The following is a 23,353-nucleotide window of genomic DNA, read 5'->3' as shown; positions in this document are numbered from 1 at the left end:
GTCACCCCGACTGGTTCGAGCCCACCAGCGGCGGGGCCACGGCCGCGGCCGACGACCGGCGGACCTGGTCGGCGCTGTCGTCGACTTCGATGAAGCTGGTGTCGTTGGCGATGCGGCTGCCGAACTCGCCACGCATGTTGCGGATCGCGTCCGGCGCCAGGTTCAGGCTGGCGTAGTGGCGCGAGTTCCACACCTGGTCCAGGAGATCCTTCGCGTGGGCCTTGGCCACCTTGCGCTGGGTGGCGTCGAGCCGGTTGAAGTCGGTGTTGCCGCCATCGATCCCCGGCTCATAGATGTCGTGCCCGATGCTCTCGTAGATGGCGCGGGCGGCATCCTCGAGCGCGAGGTCGTCGCGGCGCAGGCGCGGGACGAAGTTCCGCGCCACCAGGATCATCAGCGAGACCGAGCTGGGGCCATCGCAGTTGGGCCAGTAGTAGTCGCGCCAGCCCTTCACGTAGCGGCAGACTCGGCGCAGCTGCTCGCCGTGCTGCTCCACGCGGTCGTTGTACCAGCGGGCGACTTCCTCCGGATCGGTCTTGAGCCATTCGCCATTGCGCGTGGCTAGGTGGACGCCTTCAATCATCTGCCAGAACGGTTCCGGCATCTCGGCGAAGTCCACGCTTTCGCTCAGCCGTACGCTGTCGCGCGTGGCATAGAGCTGGCCGCTCGCGCGGGCGCGTTCCTGGATCGTGTGGAACTCGCTGGCCGGTACGGCGTAGAGGGGCACGTCGATATGCGCCCACGCCGCGATCTTGACCCTGACGCAGCTCGTCTTGCTGCGGTCCAGCGACCAGCCGCGCTTCCTGCACAGCTCGTCCAGCGCTGCTTCGACGATGTTGAAGTAGGTCTTGGCAGCCGTCTTCGGACGCGCGTCCATGATCTCCACCGGCAGGTAGACGCCGAAGTCCCAGTCCATCTCCTGTCCGGAGTGCGCCGGCTGGATCAGCGTGCGGTAGACGCAGGAGCCCTGGCTGCGGAAGCGCGGGCCGATCTGTCGGTCCATGCCCAGCAACTGGGTCGATGCGGCGCGCAGGCTCGCCCGCAGGTGGTCGCGGATATCGTTCTTCGCGTGGACCAGGGTTTGCCACTGGGTCTTGGTCGGCTCGATGACCTCGTCGAAGCTCAGGGCATGGCCGGCGTTGAGAAACAGCTTGTGCAACTTCAACATGATCATGCTCCTTGAGCAGGATTGGCGTGTTCGCCGTAGTGGAAGGTCGGTGTCGGCGCCGGGCGATCCAGCAGCGCCAGGATCGACGCGTTACCGAGCGCGCGCTTGGCGCATTCCGCCGCGGAGCCGAGCAGGATTTCCCGAGCGGCCCGGTCGGTCTTGTCCAACGCCACGGCGCGGGCTCGTTCGTCGGTCAGGTCTTCGTCGAGGTGGTGGTACTGGCCGGGCGCGATCGCATGGCCCAGCAAGTGGTGAACCAGCGTTTCCTGCGCTGAGATGGAAACCCCGAACAGGCGCTTGGGCATGTTGGCCGGCATCCAGCCGCCCCAGTCCAGCGCACCGCCATTGCGGTTGCGATGCGGGTCGACGGTGAACTTCGCCGACATGGTGCCGACCGCCATGACGTGGAGGTTCTGGCGCGGCTGCCCAAGGAAGTGCTCGGCTTCATGCAGCGCCAGCAAGCCCGGAGCGTTGGCGAACAGCCCGCCGTCGACGTACTGGCAGTTGTTGAAGACGTGGCGCGGGAAGAATCCGGGAGCGGCGCTGGTGGCCAGCGCGACGTCGACCAGCCGGTGCTTGTAGTCCGCGGAGAAATCCGGGTGGTGCGGCGTCTTGAACAAGACCGGGCGTCCGGTGGTGTGATTGATCGCCGGGACGATGACGCGATGCGCGCATGCGCCAAGGGTGCGCTGGCCGAACAGCGTGTTAGACTCGAGGAGCTTGGCGAGAGATGCTTGTGTGTAAGGGGAGCGCAAGTAGCTGAGGAACGACCAGCGCTTCTTGAAGATCTCGTCGCCGCGTTCCTCGAACAGCGCCACCATCTGCTTGGCCGGTACTTCCAAGGCCAACGCCAAGGCCAGGATGCCGCCAATCGAAGTGCCGGCGATCAGGTCGAAGCGGGTCGCGATCCGCGCATCGATGCGCTCTTCGAGGTCGGCGAGGATGCGGGCGGTGAAGAGCCCGCGGTAGCCACCGCCGGACAGGCTCAGGATGCGGAATGGGGAATCAGGCCGGGCAGCACTCGGCGTGCTGCCCGCCAGGTCGTGCGGATCGTCCTCTCCCTGCTCGACGATCATGGTCATATAGGCCCCCTAGGCGGTCTGTGTGCTGGACTTCAGTGGAAACGGCACCAGTGTTCAGGTTCCCCGTCTCATAGATGGAGACCACATCAATATGGGGGCATAGATCACAATTTCAAGGGGCGACTGGGAAATTCCCCACTAGATCTAGTGTCGGAAGGGCTGCGACTTGTAATGCGACCGACAGCTTGGGGTTGTTTGCGGCTAAGGAAAGACCGAATTGGATGCCCAGCAATGCCTAGTCCTCCAGAAGACGCGCAGCGGGATTCGCCGTGGCACCGCCCGTCTGGAAGTAGCCGATCACACTTGACACCGCCCGATGCTCCGTCAACTGCATGATCGCAGGCAGCGACACCCCCTGGCGGCTGGCTTCGGTCACGAACCCCGACCTGAGGCTGTGTCCTCCAAAATCCCCCTCCAAGCCCGCCTGACGGGCACGCCTCTGCACGATCTCACCAACGGCGGCTGGGGAGAGGGCAGGGCCCACACGATCCTTCCACAGCCGCCGGAAGATCGCGCCTTCGGTAATCCCAGACGCGTCCAGCCAGTCCTCCAACGCCAGCGCGGCGCGATCGAGCACCGGCTTGTCCGGCGTCGAGTTGGCCGTCACGCCAGCTTGCTGGGTCTTGCTGTGCTCGAGCCGGTAGATGTAGCCCTGGTCGCCGAGTCTTTTCAGATCGCGCAGATCCGCCGCGGCGACCTCGCTTCGCCGCCGCCCGCCGCTGGCAAAGGCAAAGCAGAGTAGGGCGCGGTCGCGCAGACCCATGAGACTGTCGTCGCAGGTGGCCAGCATCCGTTCGAGCTCGGGCAGGGTGATGGCGGTCTTTTTACGTGGTCGCTCCCCACGTTTGACGGCCGCCCGGGCCGCGCGGCTCAGCACGGTCCGGACGGCAGGCTGCTCGCAAGGATTGGCTACTTGCTTGAGCCGGTGCGCGGTCGACAGGACCGCGACCCGATGCCGGACAGTGGCCAGGGTCCAAGGACCAGGTTTGGCTTTGAGGCCGGCCGTCACGAGTGCCTGATCGACGGCCGGCGGTAGTTCCCAGGCCAGGTCGCCATCGGCAGCTCGTCGGTGGACATGGTCGACCACGAACTGCAACACGGCCGCTTCCGAAACAGGGAGTACCAGTTCGACGCCGTAGCGCGCTGCATGCCAGCCCGCCCAGTAGCGCAGGGCCGTGGCGTAGCTGCGAGTGGTGTTCTCGGCGGCCGCTTCGGCCAGCAACTCGCGCACGGCATCGGCAGCCTGTTGGGCGAGCTGGTCGGGGAGGGCCATGCCAGAGGCCGGTTGCACGAGGATCGGAAGTGCGTGATTATCATTCATAGTATGTAGTGTGCACTACGCTACCGACCGTCTACCCACGATAATCATCACTTATCACCAGTAGGGAGTCAACAGAGTAGGGCGCCCGCGTAGGAGACACACTCATGGCCCGAGGCATCACCGAATCCGACGTCCACACCGCTGCTGACGAGATCGTTGGTGCCGGCGAGCGGCCGACCGTCGAACGCATCCGCGCCCACTTGGGCACCGGCTCTCCGAACACCGTGACCCGTTGGCTAGAGACCTGGTGGAAGGGGCTCGGTCAGCGACTGGAGGTACAGCAGGCGAGTCTTTCGCTCCCGCAAGCCCCAGACGCCGTGGCGAAAGCCGCGGGTGAGCTATGGCGCCTGGCGCTGGAGCATGCCCAAGCCAACGCCAAGGAGGTACTCGAGGCGGAGCGCGCGGCCCTTCAAGAGGGACAGACCGCGCTTCAGGCCGAACGCGAATCCTTCGCCCTTGAAGCCACCGCCCTACGCGACAAGGTCGAGGTCGCCTCCCAAGCTGAACGCGTAGCTTCCACCCAAGCGGCCGAGCTCAACCGTTTGGTCAGCCAGATGGAAGGCCAAGCTGCTGAATTGACTCAGCAGCGTGACTTCGCGCTGGAGCAAGCTGCGAACGCCGAGATCACGCGACAAGCAGCTGAGCGACGCCTGCAGGCGCTCCAAGACGCTGCCCAGGCTGAACGGGAGACGCTGGCGAAGCATGTCCAAGCGACCGAGGACCGGGCTCATGCCGAAGTCGATCGCGCCCGGCAGCAGAGCAGGGAGCTCCAAAGCCGTCTCACGGCCCTTCAAAAGGAACAGGCAGCGTCCCAGAAAGCGCACTTTGTGGCCCTGGAGCAAAGCAACGCCAAAGCCATGGAGGCCCAGCGTCAGGCTGAGATCCAGAAGGCCAAGGCTGAGGCGCTAGCAGGACAACTGTCGCAGCTGCGCGACTTGCCGGCCGAGTTGGAGTTGGTCCTACGCCAGGCCAAAAAGGCCGCGCCGAGCCCCAGAAAGATGGCCCGACGGAACGTGCAAGCGTCCCAGAGTAAGAAGGTGTCATCGGCGAGCCGAAAGACGTCAGCCGCGGACCATGACTAGGCCACGCTTGGAACCGTGCCATAGAGTTGCACTACTGCCTCCAGACGGATCCAGACATGATCAGCGAAAGCGAACTTGAGGAACACCTAGAGCGGGCTCGTGGGAATCCAGAGGCGGATCAGGAATTCTTCCGACTCCTGCTTGAGGCTACGGTGTACGCCCATGTTCCGATCTCCGACGACTCGGCGAAGTTCCGCCTGATTCAGTTCAGGCACCCTGATGGCTTCGACGCGCTGCCGTTCTTTACGTCTGAATCCAAGGCGGCCGCCGCTGCTGGCCGTTCGGCGAGAGTCGTGACATTCACGGGGCGCGAACTGCTCGAAGTCACCCGCGGGGCTACCTTGATGCTCAACCCGAATGACGGTGGCGCCGTGTTGTATCCGGAGGAGGTCGAGTCCTTGTTGACGACCGGGAACATCGCTCAGCTCAGGAAAGACCTATGGCCAGGTGGGGGGGCGTGGTTTGGCGCCCCAGACTACCTGCCTTCTTGGCTGATTCCCGCGTTGACCCAAACGTTGAAGAGACAAAGGCCCGTCATGTCGGCTTACGTGATCCAAACCGCTCCCGAAGCGAATAAAAACGACGTCTCCCTGCTGATTGTGCTCGGCGTAGCACCTGACCAAGCGGAGCGCGCAGTGCGAGCGTGCCTGACATCGATGCAACCGGAGATCCAGCGATCACCACCGGAGCTGGCGATTGACCTGACGGTGTTCGATCCGGCCCAGGGTGTCCCGGACTTCGTTACTGACAGCTGTGTAGAGGCTTTTTACCGGAAGAACGTTTAACCATTCGGAGCCGTGTGCAGCGAGAGCCGACGGCCAGAACAATTTTACTTTTTCCAAGAGGCTTCGCCGCATGCAACAGTCGTCTGGAACTCAGGGCCGCGTGGAAGTTGGGGCTCTTAAAGTGCGTCGGCGTGATTTCTGAGGAATTACGCCTGCGGACATTGAGACTGGGGATATCAGAGTGCGGCAAATGGGGGGGCGCGGGTGCAGGGGACAATCAAGCGCGCTCAACACTCAGCGTTCGAACCGGAGGGTCGGCAGGGAATCGTTACGTACAGGGCCAAAAGCTGCCTAAGCAATTGAAACGAAATGATAATTGCCTTATCCCGATAGCGGATCTCCCCGTCTATGGGGCCTGTTCAAGGACTTTCGCTGTATAGCTCAGCGGCGCCACTTCCCTATCAAGGTCGAGATGGTAGTCGCCGAAGCGATTGATGTGGCTGGTCCGATACGGCGACAGGCCGGCCAGGATCTCGGGGGTCAGTTCAATCCCCTCCTTCCGCATCTCAGCCAAGGTCCGGCTCATGCCTTCTACGTTGTGGAGGATGATCATGTTGGCGACCAGCTGGCTGTACTTGATGATCTTGCGCTGCTCGTGTTGGACGTTCTCAGCAATGATCCCCTGGCTGCCAAAGAACACCCATTTTACGAAGCCGTTGTACTCCTCGCTCTTGTTGGTCGCAGCATGGATCGTTTTCCGAATCTCGTTGTCGTCGATGTAGCGCAGCAAGAACAGCGTTCGGACGGCCTTGCCAACTTCCCGGAAGGCGAAGTACAGCTTGTTCTTCCGGCTGTAGGTGCCCAGCCGGCGCAGGATCGAGGACGCGGTGATCTTCCCCAATCGGATTGAGATCACCACCCGCAGCATGTCGTGGAGATGGGTCGCGATCAGTTGCCAGTCGATGCTGTCTCCGAACAGTGCCTGGATGTTCTTATAGGTCCTACCAGGTTCGGGCCGGAAGAATGTCAGATCCTTGATGTTTCGTATCCTGGGCATCAGCTGGATGCCCAGCATGTGGGCCAAACCGAAGACCGGGTAGCTTTGGGCCTGCGTGTCGCCATGGACGATCTCAGGCTGGATGTCGGAAGTATTGGCCAGCAGGCCGTCGAGGATGTAGATGCCCTCGTGCACGCCACAGGGAATGAAGTGGCTGAACAGCGCCACGTATTTGTCGGACACATGGTAGTAGCCGATGCCGCCGTAGCCGCCGTAGCGGATGTGGTACTCCGACAGCAGGTTGTCCTCGTAGACGCTCCATTTGGTGCCATCTGCTGAGGCGCTTTTCCCGCTGCCCCAGTAGCCCGGGAGGTCGAATTTATTGTAGGTATTGATGACCTCTACGATGGCCTTCTCAAGCACATCCTCGGTCACGTATTTCAGGTTCAGCCAAGCAACCTGGCGCCGGCTGAAGCCCTTGATCGACCGCGCCGTCTGCGTCGGCCCCAGGTTGCAGCCATAGCAAAATAGCGTGGTGATCACACGTCGGGGCAGATCTTCGACTTGGCTCTCGGTACCGGCGATCGGGCGGAAAAAACGGTGCAGATCCAGCCATTGGCTGGCATCGATCAGGACATCGACGATGCTGGATTCTGGAAGCCGTTCGGCGATGAGGCGATCCACGGTGGTAATCGCGCTGGAGACTTCGGCGCGTTGCCCCTTCCGCAGCACCAAGCGCCCCTCCAGGATGTCTGCATGCACGTTCTCCGGGAAACGCGAGTCGACCTCGTCTGCCAGGCCGGTCAATTGTGCGCGCAACCCTGCCACGAACGACTCGGCGTCGGTGGGCAGGCCTGACACCTGGCCATAGGCTTCCAGTTCCTGGGCCAAGGTGGCTTCATCGACCAGCTGCTCGCGGTAGTCGTCAAATCGTTCGCTGCTCGGGATGAAGAGATCTCCCGACTTCAGTTCGTCCTTGACCTGCACCAGCACGGCCAGCTCGAAGTACTTACGGTGCATCCAGCCGGCGCCTGCCGCGCTGGCCCGCTTGCCAAACACGTGCTGACGCCAGAGCTTGGACATCCAATCGAAGTCCTTTTCCGGGTCCAGGCCGAGGGATGCGACCTCGATCAGCTCACGGCGTTGGTTGCGCAGCGACAGCACCGCTGCAATCAACGGCTCCATGCCGGCATCGTGGCTGGTTGCCCGCAAGTTCATCAGCTCCAGCCCATTGAACAGCAGCGGCCTGACCGCGCCGTAGGGTTGCAGCATGAAAGGCAGATAGTTCTTTCCTGCGTATGCCATATGTTCTTCGCATTCGGCCAACAAGGTCGACACTTCCGCTTCCAGACTGTTATCGATGGCATCCACGCGCTGACTATCGCTGCCGTCGAGCTGATAGGCCTGCAGGATTTCCTTGAGCTGGCCGATCAGGAAGTCGGCCCGCTTGGCATGTTCGAGCTGGTAGGCCAGCAGCTTTTGCTGGGCCGTGTTCTCCAGCCCGCGCACCTGCTTGATGAACAGCTCGGCTGCGTCATCCAGCGTCTTGGCATGCTGGGCGCGAATGAAGATGGTGGCCAACGCATAGCGCTTGTCCGGAGCCAGTTCGGCTAACTCGCTGGCGTCATAGGCGCGAGCCATTGCACGGAATTGCTTGAGCTTGGGCACCGGCACATCGATGGGAGGCAGCTGCTCGGCCAACTGCTGCAGCATGCGGATGTGCTGCAGATAGAACCGGACCTCCTTGTTGGTCGGTCGGCCAGGCTCGCGCTTGAGCGATTGCCAGCCAGTAAATCTGGAGCCTTCCGGTGCGCGCAGCAATTCGTCAATGAGCGTGCGCGTGGCAGGCGTCAGCGCGTGACTGATGCTGCGGTAGTAGCCCAGATTGACCCGCTCACGTGCGCCGATGGCGGCCAGCTCCAGGGTGCGGAAGCCTGGCAGTTCGTAGCGGTGGTGCACCAGCTCTTCGAGCAGGACGTTCACGATGTCCGGGATGGTGTGCTTGGTCTGGGCTGCTCCGGTGGCCACCGTGTCCAGCCAGGCCAAGCCTGATTTGTCCAGGGGATGTACCCCGATGAACTGCCGAAGCTGCGGCATATGGCGGCGCTGGCTACCGGAAGCGTCGTAACGTTCGAGCTGGTCGGTGTCCAATACGCGCCCGAGTCGGGCGGCCTTGGCGATGTGCTTCCGGATCCGCTCGGGCACTTCGGCTAACACCGTGAAGTAACCCAGGCGCTGGAAGAGCTTGAGATGAATCAGTACCGCCAGCTGCGGTCCCGGCTGGGTGGTCAGCTGCTTGGCGAATGCAATCTCAGCGGCGGTGGGGGTATAGATCTCCTCCAGTTCCTTGGCGGTGGGATCAGGCTTCAGTCGCGGGTAGGCGGTCTCGTGAAGGGTAGCCATTGGATCCGGAGGTTATGAGGGGATCAATCCCAGTGCCGGCCGTCGTCTGTATTGAGAGACGCTTCCAGGAAACACTGGTGCGTATCGGCCATGCGGTGCATGTCATCGAGCAACGTGGCCAGGATTTCATCCAGATCCCGGTCGGGATCGGTGGGAACAGTCAACTGGTACTCGCTGCTGGCAGTGTTCAGGCGCACAGCCTGGAACGGGGCCAAGCAGATCTCTTCGATCCGGCCTCGGGCCTTGGCCGCGCCGCGGCCCGTGCGGGCAAACGGGGTCAGCACCATGCGCAGGCGCAGCTGCAAGGCCGGTTTGCCCTCGGGCGCCGGCAGTGCCATCGCCGGTACCGGCGCGGTTGGACTGGGCAGGCTTGCTTCAATGCGGTCACGGGCAAAGGGGTCACGCCCGTCCAGATAGCGCATGGCCGACTGCACATCGCGCCAGCCCACGTACTCCATCAGCGCCTTCATGTCCCAGCCTTGGTCGTTGGCCCAGCTGGCAAAGCCGCGGCGCAACGAATGGCTGCTGTGGAGCCCCGCATCGGCAAAGCCGGCACTGGTCAGCAACTCGCGTAGCAGGCGCACCAAGCTGTTGGGATGCAGGCCCTCGGCGCTCACCTGGCCCCATTGGTTAACCGCCCGAAACACCGGCCCTTCGTGCAGGTCGGCCGCCTGCAGCCACACCTGGGTCGCCTCCACCGGGCACAACCGCGACAACGCCGGCACCTTGTAGGTGACGCCGGCGGCCTGGCGGTCGCCCTTGCTGCGCGGCAGGAAACAGGTCATCCCCTGTCCCGGCACCAGCGTGAGATGGGCCACGTCCAGACGCAGCAGTTCATCGCCACGGAAGCCCCGCCAGAATCCGAGCAGCACCAACGCTCGGTCGCGTTGATGGCGCAGCGCCGCCGCTCCGTCGCCCCGGGCATGCGCCGCCGCGATCGCGGCAGCCAACCAGTCATCGAGCTCGACCAGCCGCCGAATCTGCAGCGGCGCGGCTTGCTTGACCTGGCCCGGGTGCAGGGTCTGGATGCCTTTGAGCACCTTGCGCACCAGCGGCGACCGGGTCGGGTCGACAAAGCCGTGGTCGCGGTGCCAAGAGGCAATGGCGGCCAGCCGGTGGCGAAGCGTGCTGGCGGCTAGGGTCTGCGCATACGCGGCCAGGTACCGCGCCACGCTGTCCGGTGTCGCTGGGAGGTGGCCTTGCCATTCAACCTCGAAGTGCCGCAGCGCCGACGCATAGCTGCGCACCGTGTTCTGGCGCGTGGCTGCATCGAGGTAGCGGTCCAGTTCGGTCACTGGCGCGTGGCCTCCACAGCGACCGGCTGCCGCAGGGTCGACAGGATGGTGCATTCAGCCCGCTGCCCACCGTGGCAACTGGCAATCACCCGTTCCAACTCGGTGGCCATGCGCTCCAGGTCGGCCATGCGCGCCCGCACGTCGGTCAGATGGCTGCGTGCCAGCCGGTCCACGTCCCCGCACGAAAGCTCCTCATCGCCGGCCAGCTGCAGCAGGCTGCGGACCTCCTCCAGGCTGAAGCCTAGGTCCCGGCCGCGCGCAATGAAGCGCAGCCGCTCGATGTCGGCCGGGCCATAGACCCGGTAGCCATTGCCCGAGCGCCCCGGGCGCGGCAACAGGCCGATCCGCTCGTAATAGCGGATCGTCTCCAGGTGGCATCCACTGGCGTCGGCAGCCTCACTGATTTTCATTCGTAGTACGCTTGACTCCGTAGTAGCTACGGACTTTACACTCACCTGCTGTGTCATGCCAGCGACCCGCCCGGGCCCGGCTTCCCTGCGACTGGAGATGTTCCGATGAGTGATTGCGGCTGCCACCACGAGGCCAAGAATGCGCAGGAGCGGCGCGTCCTCTGGATCGCCCTAGCGTTGAACGCGGCGATGGCCGTGATCGGCGGCATCGCCGGCTGGATTGCCCATTCCACTGGCCTGCTGGCCGACGCTCTGGACATGCTGTCCGATGCCACCGCCTATGCCATTGGCCTGGTCGCTATCGGGCGCACGGCGCGCTTCAAGGCCAATGCCGCTTGGGTCAGCGGCAGCGTGCTGCTTGTGCTGGGTGTGGGCGTGTTGGTTGAGGTGGGCCGCCGGGTGATGTACGGCGCCGAGCCGGTCAGCGGCTGGATGATTGGCACCGCCCTGCTGTCGCTGGCGGTCAATATGGCGGTGCTGCGCATGCTGGCACCGCTAAAGTCCGGCGAAGTGCATCTGCGAGCGACGTGGCTGTTCACGCGGGCCGATGTGGTCGCCAATGTTGGGGTGATCCTGGCCGGTCTGTTGGTGTGGTGGCTGGCCAGCCCGTACCCGGATTTCGTGATCGGCGCCCTGATCGGCCTGTATGTGATCAAGGAAGCCTTCGAGATTTTAGGTGATGCCCGCCGGGCAGGTGCCGACGCGCGCAAGACGGCTGCATGACCAGGCTTGGCCGACTGAGCTCGGACTCTGGCGGCTGCGCTTGAACCCGGCACTGTCACGTGGCGCAGCTGGCCCCCGACCTAATCCGTCGCAGCTCAATCTGCGTGACCGTGCGGAAGCTCAGGCAAAACGTTAACTTTCTGTTCTTCGGATGCCGGATTCCGTCAATTTCCCGCGCCAGCTTTTGCCTGGCCACCTAACTCGCAGAGGCCACTCGAGCCCGCGAGATTGATGAATAAGCGTCAGCTTGCTGATGAGCGGGACCCAAGGTATCTTTCCGGCCTCAAATGTATCAGTCCTAGCCACACGTGCCTTCCATTGTCATCCATGCCAAGCGCTACGCTCTGGCACTGCTGCTCGCAGTGATGATCATCGTGCCTGTCGTTGATGCTTCGGTCTGCTTCTCTGAGGAGCAGTCACACCAGGAAGTGGCAGGGCCAGGCGATGGCCACCCCGATAAGGCGCATGCCGCTTGTGGTCACGGTCACTGCCACCACAGCAGCACTTTTGTGGCGTCCAACGGTTTCACCAGTGCCGAAGCCGCAAGAAATGAAGGCGGGCACACGTTCTACGAACAGCCCATGACGTCCCACATCCCGGACACGCTGATTAGACCTCCCAGGCTTTGATCGCATAACAGGCGCAACGCGCCTGTCAGTCCTTCTGCGATCACCTTTGTGTAGGTCTTTCCATGAACACATCTTGTTGCTGGGCGCTCCGTGCGCTCGGCCGACGCGTGGCTGCACGTGCAGTCGCCGGCCAGTACTGCGCCGCCTTGAAGAAGGCGACCTGAATGCCCTTCTCAACATCTACCAATCTCCGAACTGCACGCGATCGAGCGGCACTACTGATGGCAACCTCCGTGCTTGCCATCGGCGCATCTCTTGGTGTGCGCGATTTTGGGCCTGTCGACGAACCGAGATTTGCCTTGGTTGCCACCCAAATGGTGGCAACCGGAAGCTCGCTGTTCCCGCGTCGGGGAGCGGAGCTGCACCCAGACAAGCGTCTCTTCATGTGGATCTCGGCTGCACTGCTGTCACTGACCCAAAACCTGCGGACCGCGGTCCTGGCCCCTTCGCTGGTGTCAGGCGTTGCATATGTGTGGATGGCTTTCCATCTAGGAACGCGCAATGGCGGCCGTGTGCGCTAGGGGCGCGCGCGGTGGTCAATAAAAAGGAATCACCAATGCATTACGTGAAAACAGAATTCAACCGAGGCAGTTCGCGCGGGGGCCTAGGCTCAGATCCACTGGGCCGTCTTGGCAAGCCCATCTGCGGCCCGCAGCTGGGCGTCAACACGTTGATTATCATCGTGGCGATGTACTTCACGTTCTTTCTCAACAGCGCGTTCTTCGCAGAAGTAATTGCGAAGAGTGGTGCGGACGGAGCAGCTCGTGCGCTACTTGTTATCTCTACGGGAGCGATCCTCACTGCCTTGAATGTGCTCATTCTCGGATTGCTATGCGTTCGATGGACGGTGAAGCCGGTTCTTGCATTGCTTCTCGTCGTGTCCGCTACTGCTGCCTACTATTCAGACAATTACAGCGTCTACTTCGACGCCAGCATGGTACGAAATGTGCTGAAGACCGACGGCGCTGAAGCCGGAGAGTTGCTGACCTGGGGCTTCTTTCTTGCGGTACTAATTAAAGGCGTCGTGCCAGCTATCGCGGTATGCATGGTAAGGCTCCAACGTTCTTCCAATGTGACGCGGGCGATACTTGCAAGAGTGCTTCTACTTGGCATGGCGGTTGTTGTAATCGTTGGCGCGGCAATTGCGTCATTCGACGACCTCTCATCACTCATACGCAATCACAAGCAAGTCAGATACCTTGCAAACCCTGGAAACTACATCGCTTCCATTGCGAAGGTTGTGCGAGAAGACACCCGTGCGGAGCGCGGTCCGATCCAAGTGGTTGGCCCCGATGCCATGATGACGCCTCATCCGCCAGGCGCGAAGCCCCACTTCTTGGTCATCGTTGTAGGTGAGACGGTTCGTGCGCAGAACTGGGGTTTGAATGGATACGGCAGACAGACAACGCCACAGTTGGCAGCGTTGGACGTCGTCAATTTCTCAGACGTGACCGCCTGCGGGTCAAACACCGAAGTGTCGGTGCCCTGTATGTTCTCTGCGTACGGGAGGCGAGACTACGATCGAGACAAGATCAAAGGTTCGGAGTCGCTTCTGCATGTTTTGGAGCGTGCCGGGGTCAGGACCCTATGGCGTGACAACCAGACTGGATGCAAGGGCGTCTGCTCTGATCTGGCATTTGAATCCTATCGCGTGCCGGTCAAGGATGTTCTGTGCGGCGACCAAGCATGCCGTGACGAGATTATGCTGCAAGGTCTGCATGACTCGATCGAGGACAACCCTGGTGATGTCGTTGTCGTTCTACATCAGCTGGGGAACCACGGACCCAGCTACTTCAAGCGATACCCGGAAGATCTGACGAAATTTACTCCCGACTGCCGAAACGCAGACTTGGGCAAGTGCACACGCGGTGAAATCGTCAATGCGTATGACAACGCGGTCCTTGCGACAGATGACTTCCTTGCAAAGACAATTCGCATGCTTGAACAGGACAAGAGTCACGATACCGGGCTGATCTATGTCTCCGACCACGGCGAGTCATTAGGGGAGGCGAACGTCTATCTTCACGGGCTCCCCTACGCTATCGCCCCTGATACTCAGATCAAGGTGCCGATGGTGATGTGGATGTCTGATGGTATGAAGAGCAGCAACAACCTGGACCTTCAATGTGTCCGGGACCGATCAAAGCAGCCGTCCAGCCACGACAACCTCTTCCATTCTGTGCTTGGCCTGATGCAGGTTAGGACGACGGTGCTAGACGAGAGCCTAAATCTGTTCTCAGGCTGTACCAGCAACGCCGGTCACAGCCTATAGCCGACCACGGCGAGTATCGCTGTTGGAAGACCCGTGAGCGTCTCTTGGGCCCAAAAGAAGGAAACATCGAAGTGGCAGATATGTACGGTCATCGTCCGCGGAGCATTGCGCGCGTCTTTGAGGCGCTTCGCTGGTCTCTCCAGGGGCTGAGATCAGCTTGGCTGCATGAATCGTCGTTTCGATTGGAAGTTGTTATGGCCGCAGTGGCATTACCTACAGCTATCTTTTTCGGCAACTCAGGGGTAGAGCGAGTGCTTCTCATGGGGAGCGTACTGTTCGTTTTGGCATTCGAGCTGCTGAACTCCGCTATCGAGGCAGTGATCGAACGGTATGGCCCAGAAATCCATGAGCTGGCTGGTCGTGCGAAGGACATGGGGTCGGCTGCGGTGTTCGTGGCTCTTTGCAATGTCGCCCTCACATGGGCCGTTATCCTTGTGGGTTGATTCCCTGGGTCCCGACCTGAACGGGGCTAGGGTGCGTTCAAGCACAGCCACCGTAGTGTTTTTATGTAATTGTATCCGTCCAAAAGAGGTTGCTAACCTTTCCCAATGCGTCGCTCTCTGCCTGCTATTCGTATATACCTGATGCTGCTGCTTTTGGCGGCGTTCGTGGTCGTGCCTGTGGCCGAGGCATTGGCGTGCGCGCAAGAAGCGACGGTCAGCGTGGGCGATGTGCACGCCTTGCAAAGTGATTCAGACTCCGAGTCGAGCAAGAGCAAGGATTCGTCCAGTGCCGATGCCTGTGGCCATGGGCATTGCCACCATTCAACGGCAAGCCTCCCAGCTGCCGGTCACGACGATCTGTTCGCCGATGGCCGGATTTCGCTGCACAGTACCGAGCACGGGGACGTCTACGCCCTCCGACTCGACGGACCCATGCGCCCCCCCCGTATCTGATCTGGCTCTGCCCCGCATTTGCGGGTAGTTCGCTCAGATAATTTACGGGAGTTTTTATGTCGATTTTGACGGGTCGGTCGCTTTCAGCGACCGGGTTGGCTGTCGCTGTTCTGCTGGCGTTGGTGCCAACCGGGCATGTAGCTGCTCAAACTGCACCATCTTACGAATCGTTGCTTTCTCGCTTGAACCAGATGCCTGCGACGGTCCAAGGCGTCGCGCTGGCTGAGGCAGCCGAGGCGCGGGTACAACAGGCTCGGGCACTGCCCAATCCGACGGTCTCCATCGAAGCGGAGAACGCCTACGGCACTGGTCCCTACAAAGGTTTCTTAAACGCTGACAGCATTGTCACCCTCTCCCAGCCGCTGGAGATTTGGGGTCAACGAGGGGCCCGAGTGCGCGCCGCGCGTGCGGAGGCTGGGGCTGCAGGCTTGCGGGGTGATCTGATGCGCAGTGACGCAGCGGGTCGCCTGGCTGCGACATACGCCGAAGCAGAGGCTGCGCTGCGCCGATATGAGTTGGCCAGCGAGGCATTGGCCTTGATTGAACAGGACGCCAAGGCGGTAGCTGCGATGGTCAGCGAGGGACGTGAGCCCAACCTGCGCGGTGTGCAGGCACGGAGCGAGGTCGCCAATGCAAAGGCCAGCCTAGATGAGGCCGAGGCCTACCGGGATGCGGCGCTTGCTCGCCTAGCCGGGGTGTCCTTAGTGGACAGCCCGCTGACCGACATCGGCGAAAGCCTGCTTGACCGAGTGCCCTCTCACCCAATTGACAATGAGGCCGCCCCGCTTGCCGTTCGTATCGCCCAAGCCGAAGCGGACGCCTCCGGCCGCCTTATCGATGTTGAGCGCAAGCGTGCGTTGCCACAACTGAGTGCATCCGTGGCTCAGACGCGCTTCCGCCAAGCGGGCGACCAAGCTTACAACGTGGGCATCAGCCTTTCGATCCCCCTATTCGATCGTAACCGCGGTGCGATCCAGGCGGCCTATGCGGAACAACGTGCTGCCGAAGCGGTTCTGGAGGCTCAGAGGCGTGACAGTGAGGCGGCCCGTTTGGGAGCGGTAGCGAGTCTCAAGGCATCCAACAGCCGCGCACGAGCAGCGGATGAAAGCGTACAGGCCGCAGATGAAGCCTATCGGCTGGCCCGCATCGGATTTGAGGCAGGTCGTATATCGCAATTGGAGCTGCGCAGCACGCGATCAACCCTGATCGCTGCGCGTGGCAGTGCTGTGGATGCCCGTCTTAGCCGGGTGGCAGCAGAAATCGACCTCGCCCGCCTTGAAGGGCGCGCACCGTTTGTGGAGGCAAAATGAACAAGTACGGAAACAAGACGCTCATCGGAGCGACGCTGCTGGCTACCTTGATGATGACCGGCGCGCTGACCTCATGCAGTGGCGGAGCGCAGGAGGATGCCAAATCCACCGGTACGGAGGCAGAAAAGCCGGCTGGAAAGGATGATGGTCACGACGATCACGCAGCTGACGCAAAGCCGGGCTCCGCCGAGGCGCACAGTGAAGGTGATGGTGATGGCGAACATGGCGAAGAGGAGTCCGAGGAAGGTGTAGTCAAGCTGACGCCTGACCAGATCAAGGCATCTGGCATCGGCGTGGTGGCTGTCGGCCGCGGCGGTGGCGCATCGACCCGCCTTGCAGGTCGCGTCGAGCCGGCCATCGGGGGGCGTGCTGCCATCGCCTCAACGGTCACCGGCCGCGTTGAGCGCGTGCTTGTTGCGCCGGGTACAGCCGTCAAGAGCAACCAGCCCCTGGTGATCATTGTCAGTGGAGAAGCTGCGACCTTCAAAGCCGCCGCCACTGCCGCTGCGGCGGAGGCCGAAGCCATTCGCCTGGCCTACGGCCGCGACAAGTCTCTTGTCGAGCAGGGCGTAGTGGCTCGCCAGGAGCTGGAGGCCTCGCGCGCGCGCTCTTTGGCCGCTGATGCCGCCGCTAGTGCTGCACGTGCACAGGTAGCGGCCAGTGGATCTCCGGACAGTTCCGGCCGGGTGACAATCTCCAGTCCTGTCGCTGGCGTGGTTGGCAACGTCCAAGTGACGCCCGGTGGTGTCGTCTCAGCTGGAACGCTTGTTGCGGAGGTTTCCAATCCGGACATGAATGAACTCGTATTCACTGCACCGCCAGCACTGGCCACTCTCGCGGTGCCCGGAATGAAGCTGGAAGTGACTGGCCCGGGCGGAAGCTTCGAAGCTGAGGTGATTGCCGCCGCTGCGAATGTGATGCAGCAGGGAGGCACCGCGACCATTCGCGCCAAACCAATTTCGGAGAAGTTGCCACCGGCCGGCTCCCCCGTTTCGGCCGTCATCATCGCCGATAGTGCCGCTGAAGGTATGAGTGTGCCGGCGGATGCGGTCCAAAGCGTTGATGGCAGAAGTGTTGTCTTCGTTGCCGTCCAGGGTGGTTTCCAGGCTACGCCGGTACTCGCTGGTCGTCGTGCAGGTAATCGAATCGAAATCCTTAACGGCCTGACAGGTAGTGAGCGCCTCGTAGGCGCCAATGCCTTCCTGCTCAAAGCCGAACTGGCCAAGGGCGAAGCCGAGCACGGCCACTAAGGGAACTCATACACCATGTTCAAGATCATCATTGAAGCAGCGGTCAAGTTCCGTTGGCTCGTGGTGTTTCTGGCTGCTTCGATTGCCTGCTTTGGCTTGTTCCAACTGAGCAAGCTGCCAGTCGATGCTGTACCAGATATCACCAACCGCCAGGTTCAGATCAATACCATCGCACCTGCCCTTACTCCGGAGCAGATTGAACGCCAGGTCACCTATCCTCTGGAGACGGCCTTGGCCGGCATCCCAGGTCTGAACACCACTCGCTCCCTATCACGCAATGGCTTCTCTCAGGTCACCGCGATCTTCACTGATCAGACCGACATCTATTTCGCCCGCCAGCAGGTGGCAGAGCGGATGCGGGAGGCTGCCGGAGATCTGCCCGAGGGCGTGTCCCCCATGCTCTCCCCGGTTACAACCGGGCTGGGCGAGGTTCTCATGTGGACGGTGGACTTCAAGCCATTCGACCCCAAGAAGCTGGCCAAGCCCGGCCAGGCTGGCTGGCAAGAGGGTGAGGTCTACCTGACACCAGAGGGCGATCGTCTTGGAACCGCCCAGGAGCGCGCAACGTACCTGCGTACTGTCCAGGACTGGATCATCGCACCACAGATGCGCTCCAGCCCCGGCCTGGCCGGTGTTGATACGGTGGGTGGGTACGTCAAGGAATACGGCATCTACCCCGACAGCGCTCGACTGGCGGCATACAACTTGGGTCTGGCCGATCTGGTCCAAGCACTGGAACGCTCCAACGTCCAGGCTGGCGCGGGTTTCGTCCAGCGTGCGGGCGAAGGCCTGGTCGTTAGGGCAGACGGCCTTGCCCTGACGACCGACGACTTGGCTCAGTCGCCGGTGGCCACCAAGGACGGTGTGGTCATCCGGGTGGCCGATGTTGCCGAGGTCGGTATGGGGCGCGCCCCACGGCTTGGTGCAGCTAGCCGAAATGGTCATGAGGCGGTACTGGGCACGGCACTGATGATCGCCGGCGGCAACAGCCGCACCGTCGCTCAAGCTGCAGCTGAGCGCCTGGCACAGGTCAATGAATCTCTGCCCGCCGATATCTTCGCAGAGCCAGTGCTGGACCGTAGTGTGCTGGTTAACTCCACTGTCAAGACTGTCGCCAAGAACCTGACCGAAGGTGCCCTGCTGGTCGTAGTTGTGCTGTTCCTGCTCCTGGGCAACCTGCGTGCGGCAGCCATCACCGCATTGGTCATTCCGCTGTCGTTCCTGTTCGCTGTTATCGGCATGAACAAGTTCGGCATCAGCGGCAACCTCATGAGTTTGGGTGCGCTGGACTTCGGCATCCTTGTGGATGGCGCGGTAATTGTGATCGAGTCCACCCTGCTGATGCTTGGCAAGCGGCGTGCGGAACTCGGCCGACCCCTCAATGCCATGGAGCGACTGCGTGTGGCCGCCGACTCGGCGAGGAAAATGGCGCGCCCTGCAGCCTTCGGCCAGGTGATCATCCTGTTGGTGTTCGCACCGATCCTTACGCTGGAAGGTGTGGAGGGCAAGACGTTCCAACCGATGGCCGCCACCTTCATGCTCGCCCTCGTTGGCGCGTTTATCTTCTCGTTCACCTTTGTACCGGCGATGGCTGCCCTGTTGGTCAGGGAGCCCAAGCTCCACGCGAACAAGGAGGGGCACGAGAGCGACCAAGACGAAGAACATGAGACTGCCATCATCCGCGTCCTGCGCGGCCGTATTGAACCGGCGATCCAAGCGGCGATTCGTAGGCCCAAGGCAGTGTTCGCTGGCGCCATTTTGATGCTCGCGATGGGCGTGGTCGGCTTTACGATGCTGGGTCGAGAGTTCATGCCAACGCTTGATGAGGGAAATCTCGCTATGCAAGCGTTGCGTGTGCCATCGACGTCGCTTGAGCAATCGTTGGCTATGCAATTGGCGCTGGAGAAGGCCATTGCTGCTGAACCAGAGGTTGTGACGGTCTTCTCGCGGACCGGTACTGCAGAAGCAGCTATCGACCCCATGCCGACCAACATCTCCGACAGTGTGATCGTACTTAAACCGAGAAAGGAGTGGCCAGACTCTTCCCTGAGCAAGGAGGATCTGATTGCAAGGTTTGAGAAGATCGCCGCCTCGCAGATAGGCAACAGCTTTGAATTCAGCCAGCCCATCGAGCTGCGCTTCAATGAGCTGATCTCAGGCGTGCGTACGGACCTGGCCGTCATGATCTACGGCGACAACTTCGAGCAACTGCAAGCTGTTGCCGATCAGGTCGCGCTGAAGCTGAGGAATGTCCAGGGCTCAGCGGATGTCCGTGTTGAACAGATTTCCGGCCTGCCCACGCTCAATGTGGCAATCGATCATCTTGCAGCTGCGCAGTATGGCCTCACGGCAGCGGACGTGAGCGACGCGCTTTCAACCGGTATTGGCGGCGCTGCGGCAGGCAAGATCTTCGAGGGCGACCGCCGGTTCGATGTTGTTGTGCGCCTCGGCGACGATGCACGCAATGACCCCGATCAGCTCGCGTCACTGCCGATTGCAACTCCAACTGGGGGCATCGTGCCGCTCTCCTCTGTCGCACGCATTGAGATCAGCGAGGGGCCGAACCAGATCAGTCGAAACAATGGAAGCCGTCGTGTGGTGGTGCAGGCAAATGTTCGCGGTCGTGACTTGGGCGGGTTTGTTGGAGAGGCCCAGGCGGCGGTGAAGGACGTACAGCTTCCGCCGGGCGCCCACATGACGTGGGGAGGTCAGTTCGAGAACTTGCAGCGGGCTGAAAAGCGACTCATGACAGTTGTTCCGATTGTCTTCCTATTGATCGGCAGCCTGCTGTTCATGGCATTGGGCAGCGCAAAGGAGGCGGGCCTGGTGTTCACCTGCGTCCCACTGGCCCTGGTTGGCGGAATTCTCGCGTTGCTGGTGCGTGGTATGCCGTTCTCGGTATCTGCCGCCGTCGGATTCATCGCGGTATCGGGTGTTGCGACCCTGAATGGATTGGTGCTCATGCAAGCCATCAGAGAGAGGCTTGATGCAGGTGACAGTCCATTGATCGCTGCAATGAACGGTGCCGGCAGCCGAATTCGCGCGGTGGTGACCACCGCGCTGGTGGCGATCGTTGGCTTCATTCCAATGGCTATTGCGAGTGGATCTGGTGCTGAGGTGCAGAAGCCTCTCGCCACGGTGGTCATTGGCGGCCTGTTGACCGCAACAGTGCTAACACTTCTTGTGCTGCCGACATTTGCGGGACGCTTGGCCAAGGCAGGCCCGAAAGGGCAACCGGAAACTGTCCACTGAATGATGGAGTGTTTGGGCCCGGCAGAGCATCTGCCTGCCGGACTTCCCGTTCCATTTTTATGACGTTGGAGGGAACAAATGAACCTGACCACAGAACTCGAACTGCCAGTAATACTCCCAGGTGTCTCTCGGGACGACAGCTGCGTCCAGAGGCTGGTCGCTGGTCTTCAGGACATGGAGGGAGTATCGCGCGTGCACATTCGCGAGGGTAGCGACGAAGCTCTCGGAACGCTCTGCATTCATTACGACCCCGAGATCGTCTCGCTTCAGCGAGTGCGAGAGGTGGCGGCATCCGTGGGCATTGAGTTGGGTGATCGGTATGGCCACCTTTTCTTGGAGCTTGGTTCGGCCGTTCACGCACGAAAGGCAAGGACAATTGCGGCGCAAGTGCAGGCCGTACCAGGCGTCATTGAAGCCACCACCAGCCCAGCTGGTGGCATAAGCATCGAGTACGAGAGAGCCAAGACAGGCGAGGCGGAGCTGAGAGCGAAGCTTGAGGCGCTGGGTGTAGCGCAAGAGCCACCGAGTCCGAGGGGAGATTTGAAGGATCAGCACGAAGGACACGATCACAAGGACCGACAGGACCCCGGTCATTCCCACGGGGGCACGCTAGGTGGCAATAGTGAGCTGATCTTCTCACTTGCTTGCGGCCTGCTCCTGATCGTGGGATTTGCGATTGAAAAGCTTGGGTTGACCCAAACGCCCTGGATCCCCACAGCGTTTTACGTAGCAGCCTACGTCTTTGGCGGCTGGTTCACGCTTGGCGAGGCGATCGGGAACATCAAGCTGAAGCGCTTTGAGATCGATACGCTGATGCTGGTTGCAGCGGCAGGCGCAGCCGCGCTCGGCGCATGGGCCGAAGGCGCCTTGCTTCTGTTCCTCTTCAGTCTCGGTCACGCCCTTGAACACTACGCGATGGGCCGGGCTAAACGTGCGATAGAAGCTCTCGCCAAGCTTGCCCCAGAAACTGCCAGGGTGCTGAGGAATGGGCAGGTCGTGGAAGTCCAGGTTGAATCGTTGATACCTGGAGATGTGGTGGTCGTACGTCCCAATGACCGGATGCCGGCGGACGGATTCGTTATCAAAGGGGCTAGCAGCGTTGACCAAGCCCCTGTCACCGGGGAAAGCATCCCGGTTGATAAGCTGGCAGTCAATGACGCTGCTCTAGCACGGGATCGACCTGATTCGGTGGTAATGGAGTCACGTGTTTTCGCCGGCACTATCAATGGCTCCGGCGCCCTGGAGGTTGAAGTCACGCGTCGATCAGGCGAATCGGCACTGGCCCGCGTCGTCAAGATGGTGAGCGAAGCCGAAACCAGGAAATCGCCAACGCAGCGCTTCACAGACAAGTTTGAGAGGGTATTCGTTCCCGCTGTTCTGATCTTGGCCGTGCTGTTACTTTTCTCATGGATCGTGATCGATGAGCCATTCCGCGACAGCTTCTATCGAGCGATGGCGGTACTTGTAGCGGCAAGCCCTTGCGCACTGGCAATCGCGACTCCAAGCGCGGTTCTAGCGGGAATTGCGCGAGCTGCGCGAGGTGGCGTACTCATCAAGGGTGGCGCACCACTGGAGGAGCTGGGCATGGTCCGTGCCATCGCGTTCGACAAGACTGGAACGCTCACTGAAGGCAAGCCGCGAATTACCGACATCAAAGTGATGCAGGGAACGACAGAGCAGGAACTGCTTCACGTTGCCGTCGCCGTCGAGGCTTTAAGTGACCACCCTTTGGCCGCAGCTATCGTTCGAGATGGTAATACTCGCCTGGGCGATGGACCGGTCATGGTAGCGACAGACCTCGCTAACTTCGCTGGAAGAGGCGTTCAGGCGAAGGTGAACGGCATTGACGTGTGGATAGGAAAGGCAGAAATGTTCGGTAACGACGGCATTGGCGCTCTATCCGCGGGTGCGGAGTCTGCCATTGAGGAGCTCCGTAACGCCGGCAGAACCACGATGGCCGTTCGCCTAGGTGATCGCGACCTAGGTGTCATCGGCCTTATGGATACGCCCCGGCCAGAGGCGCGTGAAGCCCTGGACAAGCTAAGGCGCTTGGGCATCCAACGAATGATCATGATCTCTGGCGACCACCAGACTGTAGCTCAAGCCGTGGCAACGGACGTGGGTCTAAACGAGGCATGGGGAAATCTCATGCCTGACGACAAGGTGAAGGCAATACGTCAGTTGAAGGAGACGGAGCGAGTGGCAATGGTCGGCGACGGTGTGAATGACGCACCCGCAATGGCTAGTGCCAGCGTCGGAATTGCAATGGGTGCCGCCTCTTCGGACGTAGCGCTGGAGACTGCCGACGTCGCGCTTATGTCTGAGGATTTGAGACAGGTTGCATTCTCTGTAGCGCTTAGTCGACGCACGAAACGGGTGATCCGTCAGAACGTGTATGTGAGCCTGGGCGTCGTAGCGTTGTTGGTTCCTGCGACCATCCTAGGTCTTGGCATTGGACCGGCTGTGGCAGTGCATGAAGGTTCAACCTTGTTGGTTGTATTCAATGCGCTGAGGCTCCTTGGCTTCCGTCAGTCGTGA

The 23,353-nt window shown here is 61.3% G+C and carries 17 protein-coding genes and 1 pseudogene; 12 read left to right on the top strand and 6 right to left on the bottom strand.

The annotated features are described in order from the left end of the window. Window position 1: 1 nt before the first annotated feature. The 3 genes from H570_RS16705 to H570_RS0106825 all read right to left on the bottom strand — a co-directional run bounded on the left by H570_RS16705 (window position 2) and on the right by H570_RS0106825 (window position 3,571). Window positions 2–1,168 (bottom strand): CBASS cGAMP synthase, encoded by a 1,167-nt coding sequence (locus tag H570_RS16705; RefSeq protein WP_156899875.1) that lies wholly within the window; start codon window positions 1,166–1,168, stop codon window positions 2–4. Window positions 1,169–1,170: 2 nt separating this feature from the next. After that, window positions 1,171–2,250 (bottom strand): CBASS cGAMP-activated phospholipase, encoded by a 1,080-nt coding sequence (locus H570_RS0106830; RefSeq protein ID WP_245559555.1) that lies wholly within the window; start codon window positions 2,248–2,250, stop codon window positions 1,171–1,173. A 235-nt stretch (window positions 2,251–2,485) separates the two neighbouring features. Beyond that, window positions 2,486–3,571: a site-specific integrase gene (locus H570_RS0106825; protein WP_027080087.1), complete on the bottom strand. Its 1,086-nt coding sequence runs from the start codon at window positions 3,569–3,571 to the stop codon at window positions 2,486–2,488. A 104-nt stretch (window positions 3,572–3,675) separates the two neighbouring features. Between H570_RS0106825 and H570_RS16700 the strand changes: the two genes are divergently transcribed. Beyond that, window positions 3,676–4,653 carry a DNA-binding protein gene (locus H570_RS16700; protein WP_051176185.1) on the top strand — a complete coding sequence of 326 codons (978 nt, stop codon included), beginning with the start codon at window positions 3,676–3,678 and terminating at the stop codon, window positions 4,651–4,653. 56 nt (window positions 4,654–4,709) lie between these two features. Then, entirely contained in the window at window positions 4,710–5,438 is a 729-nt protein-coding gene (locus tag H570_RS18140) for an enhanced serine sensitivity protein SseB C-terminal domain-containing protein (protein WP_051176184.1), read from the top strand. Between the two features lie 346 nt (window positions 5,439–5,784). On the opposite strand, the gene H570_RS0106810 is transcribed toward H570_RS18140, so the two are convergent. Genes H570_RS0106810 through H570_RS0106800 form a run of 3 tightly spaced genes read right to left on the bottom strand, consistent with a single transcriptional unit; the run spans window position 5,785 to window position 10,483 of the window. Next, window positions 5,785–8,778 (bottom strand): Tn3 family transposase, encoded by a 2,994-nt coding sequence (locus H570_RS0106810; RefSeq protein WP_027080086.1) that lies wholly within the window; start codon window positions 8,776–8,778, stop codon window positions 5,785–5,787. A 23-nt stretch (window positions 8,779–8,801) separates the two neighbouring features. Beyond that, window positions 8,802–10,073: a site-specific integrase gene (locus tag H570_RS16690; protein ID WP_017355000.1), complete on the bottom strand. Its 1,272-nt coding sequence runs from the start codon at window positions 10,071–10,073 to the stop codon at window positions 8,802–8,804. Further along, window positions 10,070–10,483, bottom strand: coding sequence for a MerR family transcriptional regulator (locus tag H570_RS0106800; protein ID WP_014159604.1), 414 nt, complete (start codon window positions 10,481–10,483; stop codon window positions 10,070–10,072). Before H570_RS0106800 ends, H570_RS16690 begins: the two co-directional genes overlap by 4 nt. Before the next feature lie 105 nt (window positions 10,484–10,588). On the opposite strand from H570_RS0106800, the gene H570_RS0106795 reads away from it, so the two are divergent. The 10 genes and pseudogenes from H570_RS0106795 (at window position 10,589) to H570_RS0106755 (ending at window position 23,353) form a co-directional block, all read left to right on the top strand. Then, a complete protein-coding gene (locus H570_RS0106795) occupies window positions 10,589–11,206 on the top strand; it encodes a cation efflux transmembrane domain-containing protein (protein ID WP_014159605.1) in 618 nt (205 codons plus the stop codon). Window positions 11,207–11,514: 308 nt separating this feature from the next. Next, complete coding sequence (locus H570_RS18855; protein WP_062167471.1) at window positions 11,515–11,835, top strand: hypothetical protein; 321 nt, start codon at window positions 11,515–11,517, stop codon at window positions 11,833–11,835. A gap of 164 nt (window positions 11,836–11,999) precedes the next feature. Further along, a pseudogene (locus H570_RS19590) lies at window positions 12,000–12,233 on the top strand (dolichyl-phosphate-mannose--protein mannosyltransferase); the annotation flags it as partial. 158 nt (window positions 12,234–12,391) lie between these two features. Next, window positions 12,392–14,107 carry a phosphoethanolamine transferase gene (locus tag H570_RS0106790; RefSeq protein ID WP_051176183.1) on the top strand — a complete coding sequence of 572 codons (1,716 nt, stop codon included), beginning with the start codon at window positions 12,392–12,394 and terminating at the stop codon, window positions 14,105–14,107. Window positions 14,108–14,178: 71 nt separating this feature from the next. After that, window positions 14,179–14,550 carry a diacylglycerol kinase gene (locus H570_RS0106785; protein ID WP_027080084.1) on the top strand — a complete coding sequence of 124 codons (372 nt, stop codon included), beginning with the start codon at window positions 14,179–14,181 and terminating at the stop codon, window positions 14,548–14,550. Between the two features lie 141 nt (window positions 14,551–14,691). Further along, entirely contained in the window at window positions 14,692–15,003 is a 312-nt protein-coding gene (locus tag H570_RS0106780) for a hypothetical protein (RefSeq protein ID WP_126941536.1), read from the top strand. A 56-nt stretch (window positions 15,004–15,059) separates the two neighbouring features. Further along, entirely contained in the window at window positions 15,060–16,313 is a 1,254-nt protein-coding gene (locus H570_RS0106775; RefSeq protein ID WP_027080083.1) for a TolC family protein, read from the top strand. Further along, complete coding sequence (locus H570_RS18520; protein WP_062171269.1) at window positions 16,310–17,563, top strand: efflux RND transporter periplasmic adaptor subunit; 1,254 nt, start codon at window positions 16,310–16,312, stop codon at window positions 17,561–17,563. Before H570_RS0106775 ends, H570_RS18520 begins: the two co-directional genes overlap by 4 nt. Window positions 17,564–17,578: 15 nt before the next feature. Further along, window positions 17,579–20,815 carry an efflux RND transporter permease subunit gene (locus H570_RS0106760; RefSeq protein WP_027080081.1) on the top strand — a complete coding sequence of 1,079 codons (3,237 nt, stop codon included), beginning with the start codon at window positions 17,579–17,581 and terminating at the stop codon, window positions 20,813–20,815. Window positions 20,816–20,893: 78 nt separating this feature from the next. Beyond that, window positions 20,894–23,353, top strand: coding sequence for a heavy metal translocating P-type ATPase (locus H570_RS0106755; protein ID WP_027080080.1), 2,460 nt, complete (start codon window positions 20,894–20,896; stop codon window positions 23,351–23,353).

It is taken from the genome of Luteimonas mephitis DSM 12574 (assembly GCF_000422305.1).
GTDB classification, from domain to species: Bacteria; Pseudomonadota; Gammaproteobacteria; order Xanthomonadales; family Xanthomonadaceae; genus Luteimonas; species Luteimonas mephitis.
This window is presented reverse-complemented; position numbering and strand designations above follow the sequence as displayed.

Coding starts and splice junctions, on each gene's coding strand:
- H570_RS16705 (WP_156899875.1), bottom strand. CDS start 1,168: ATGTTGAAGTTGCACAAGCTGTTTCTCAACGCCGGCCATGCCCTGAGC.
- H570_RS0106830 (WP_245559555.1), bottom strand. CDS start 2,250: ATGACCATGATCGTCGAGCAGGGAGAGGACGATCCGCACGACCTGGCG.
- H570_RS0106825 (WP_027080087.1), bottom strand. CDS start 3,571: ATGAATGATAATCACGCACTTCCGATCCTCGTGCAACCGGCCTCTGGC.
- H570_RS16700 (WP_051176185.1), top strand. CDS start 3,676: ATGGCCCGAGGCATCACCGAATCCGACGTCCACACCGCTGCTGACGAG.
- H570_RS18140 (WP_051176184.1), top strand. CDS start 4,710: ATGATCAGCGAAAGCGAACTTGAGGAACACCTAGAGCGGGCTCGTGGG.
- H570_RS0106810 (WP_027080086.1), bottom strand. CDS start 8,778: ATGGCTACCCTTCACGAGACCGCCTACCCGCGACTGAAGCCTGATCCC.
- H570_RS0106800 (WP_014159604.1), bottom strand. CDS start 10,483: ATGAAAATCAGTGAGGCTGCCGACGCCAGTGGATGCCACCTGGAGACG.
- H570_RS0106795 (WP_014159605.1), top strand. CDS start 10,589: ATGAGTGATTGCGGCTGCCACCACGAGGCCAAGAATGCGCAGGAGCGG.
- H570_RS0106790 (WP_051176183.1), top strand. CDS start 12,392: ATGCATTACGTGAAAACAGAATTCAACCGAGGCAGTTCGCGCGGGGGC.
- H570_RS0106780 (WP_126941536.1), top strand. CDS start 14,692: ATGCTGCTGCTTTTGGCGGCGTTCGTGGTCGTGCCTGTGGCCGAGGCA.
- H570_RS0106775 (WP_027080083.1), top strand. CDS start 15,060: ATGTCGATTTTGACGGGTCGGTCGCTTTCAGCGACCGGGTTGGCTGTC.
- H570_RS18520 (WP_062171269.1), top strand. CDS start 16,310: ATGAACAAGTACGGAAACAAGACGCTCATCGGAGCGACGCTGCTGGCT.
- H570_RS0106760 (WP_027080081.1), top strand. CDS start 17,579: ATGTTCAAGATCATCATTGAAGCAGCGGTCAAGTTCCGTTGGCTCGTG.
- H570_RS0106755 (WP_027080080.1), top strand. CDS start 20,894: ATGAACCTGACCACAGAACTCGAACTGCCAGTAATACTCCCAGGTGTC.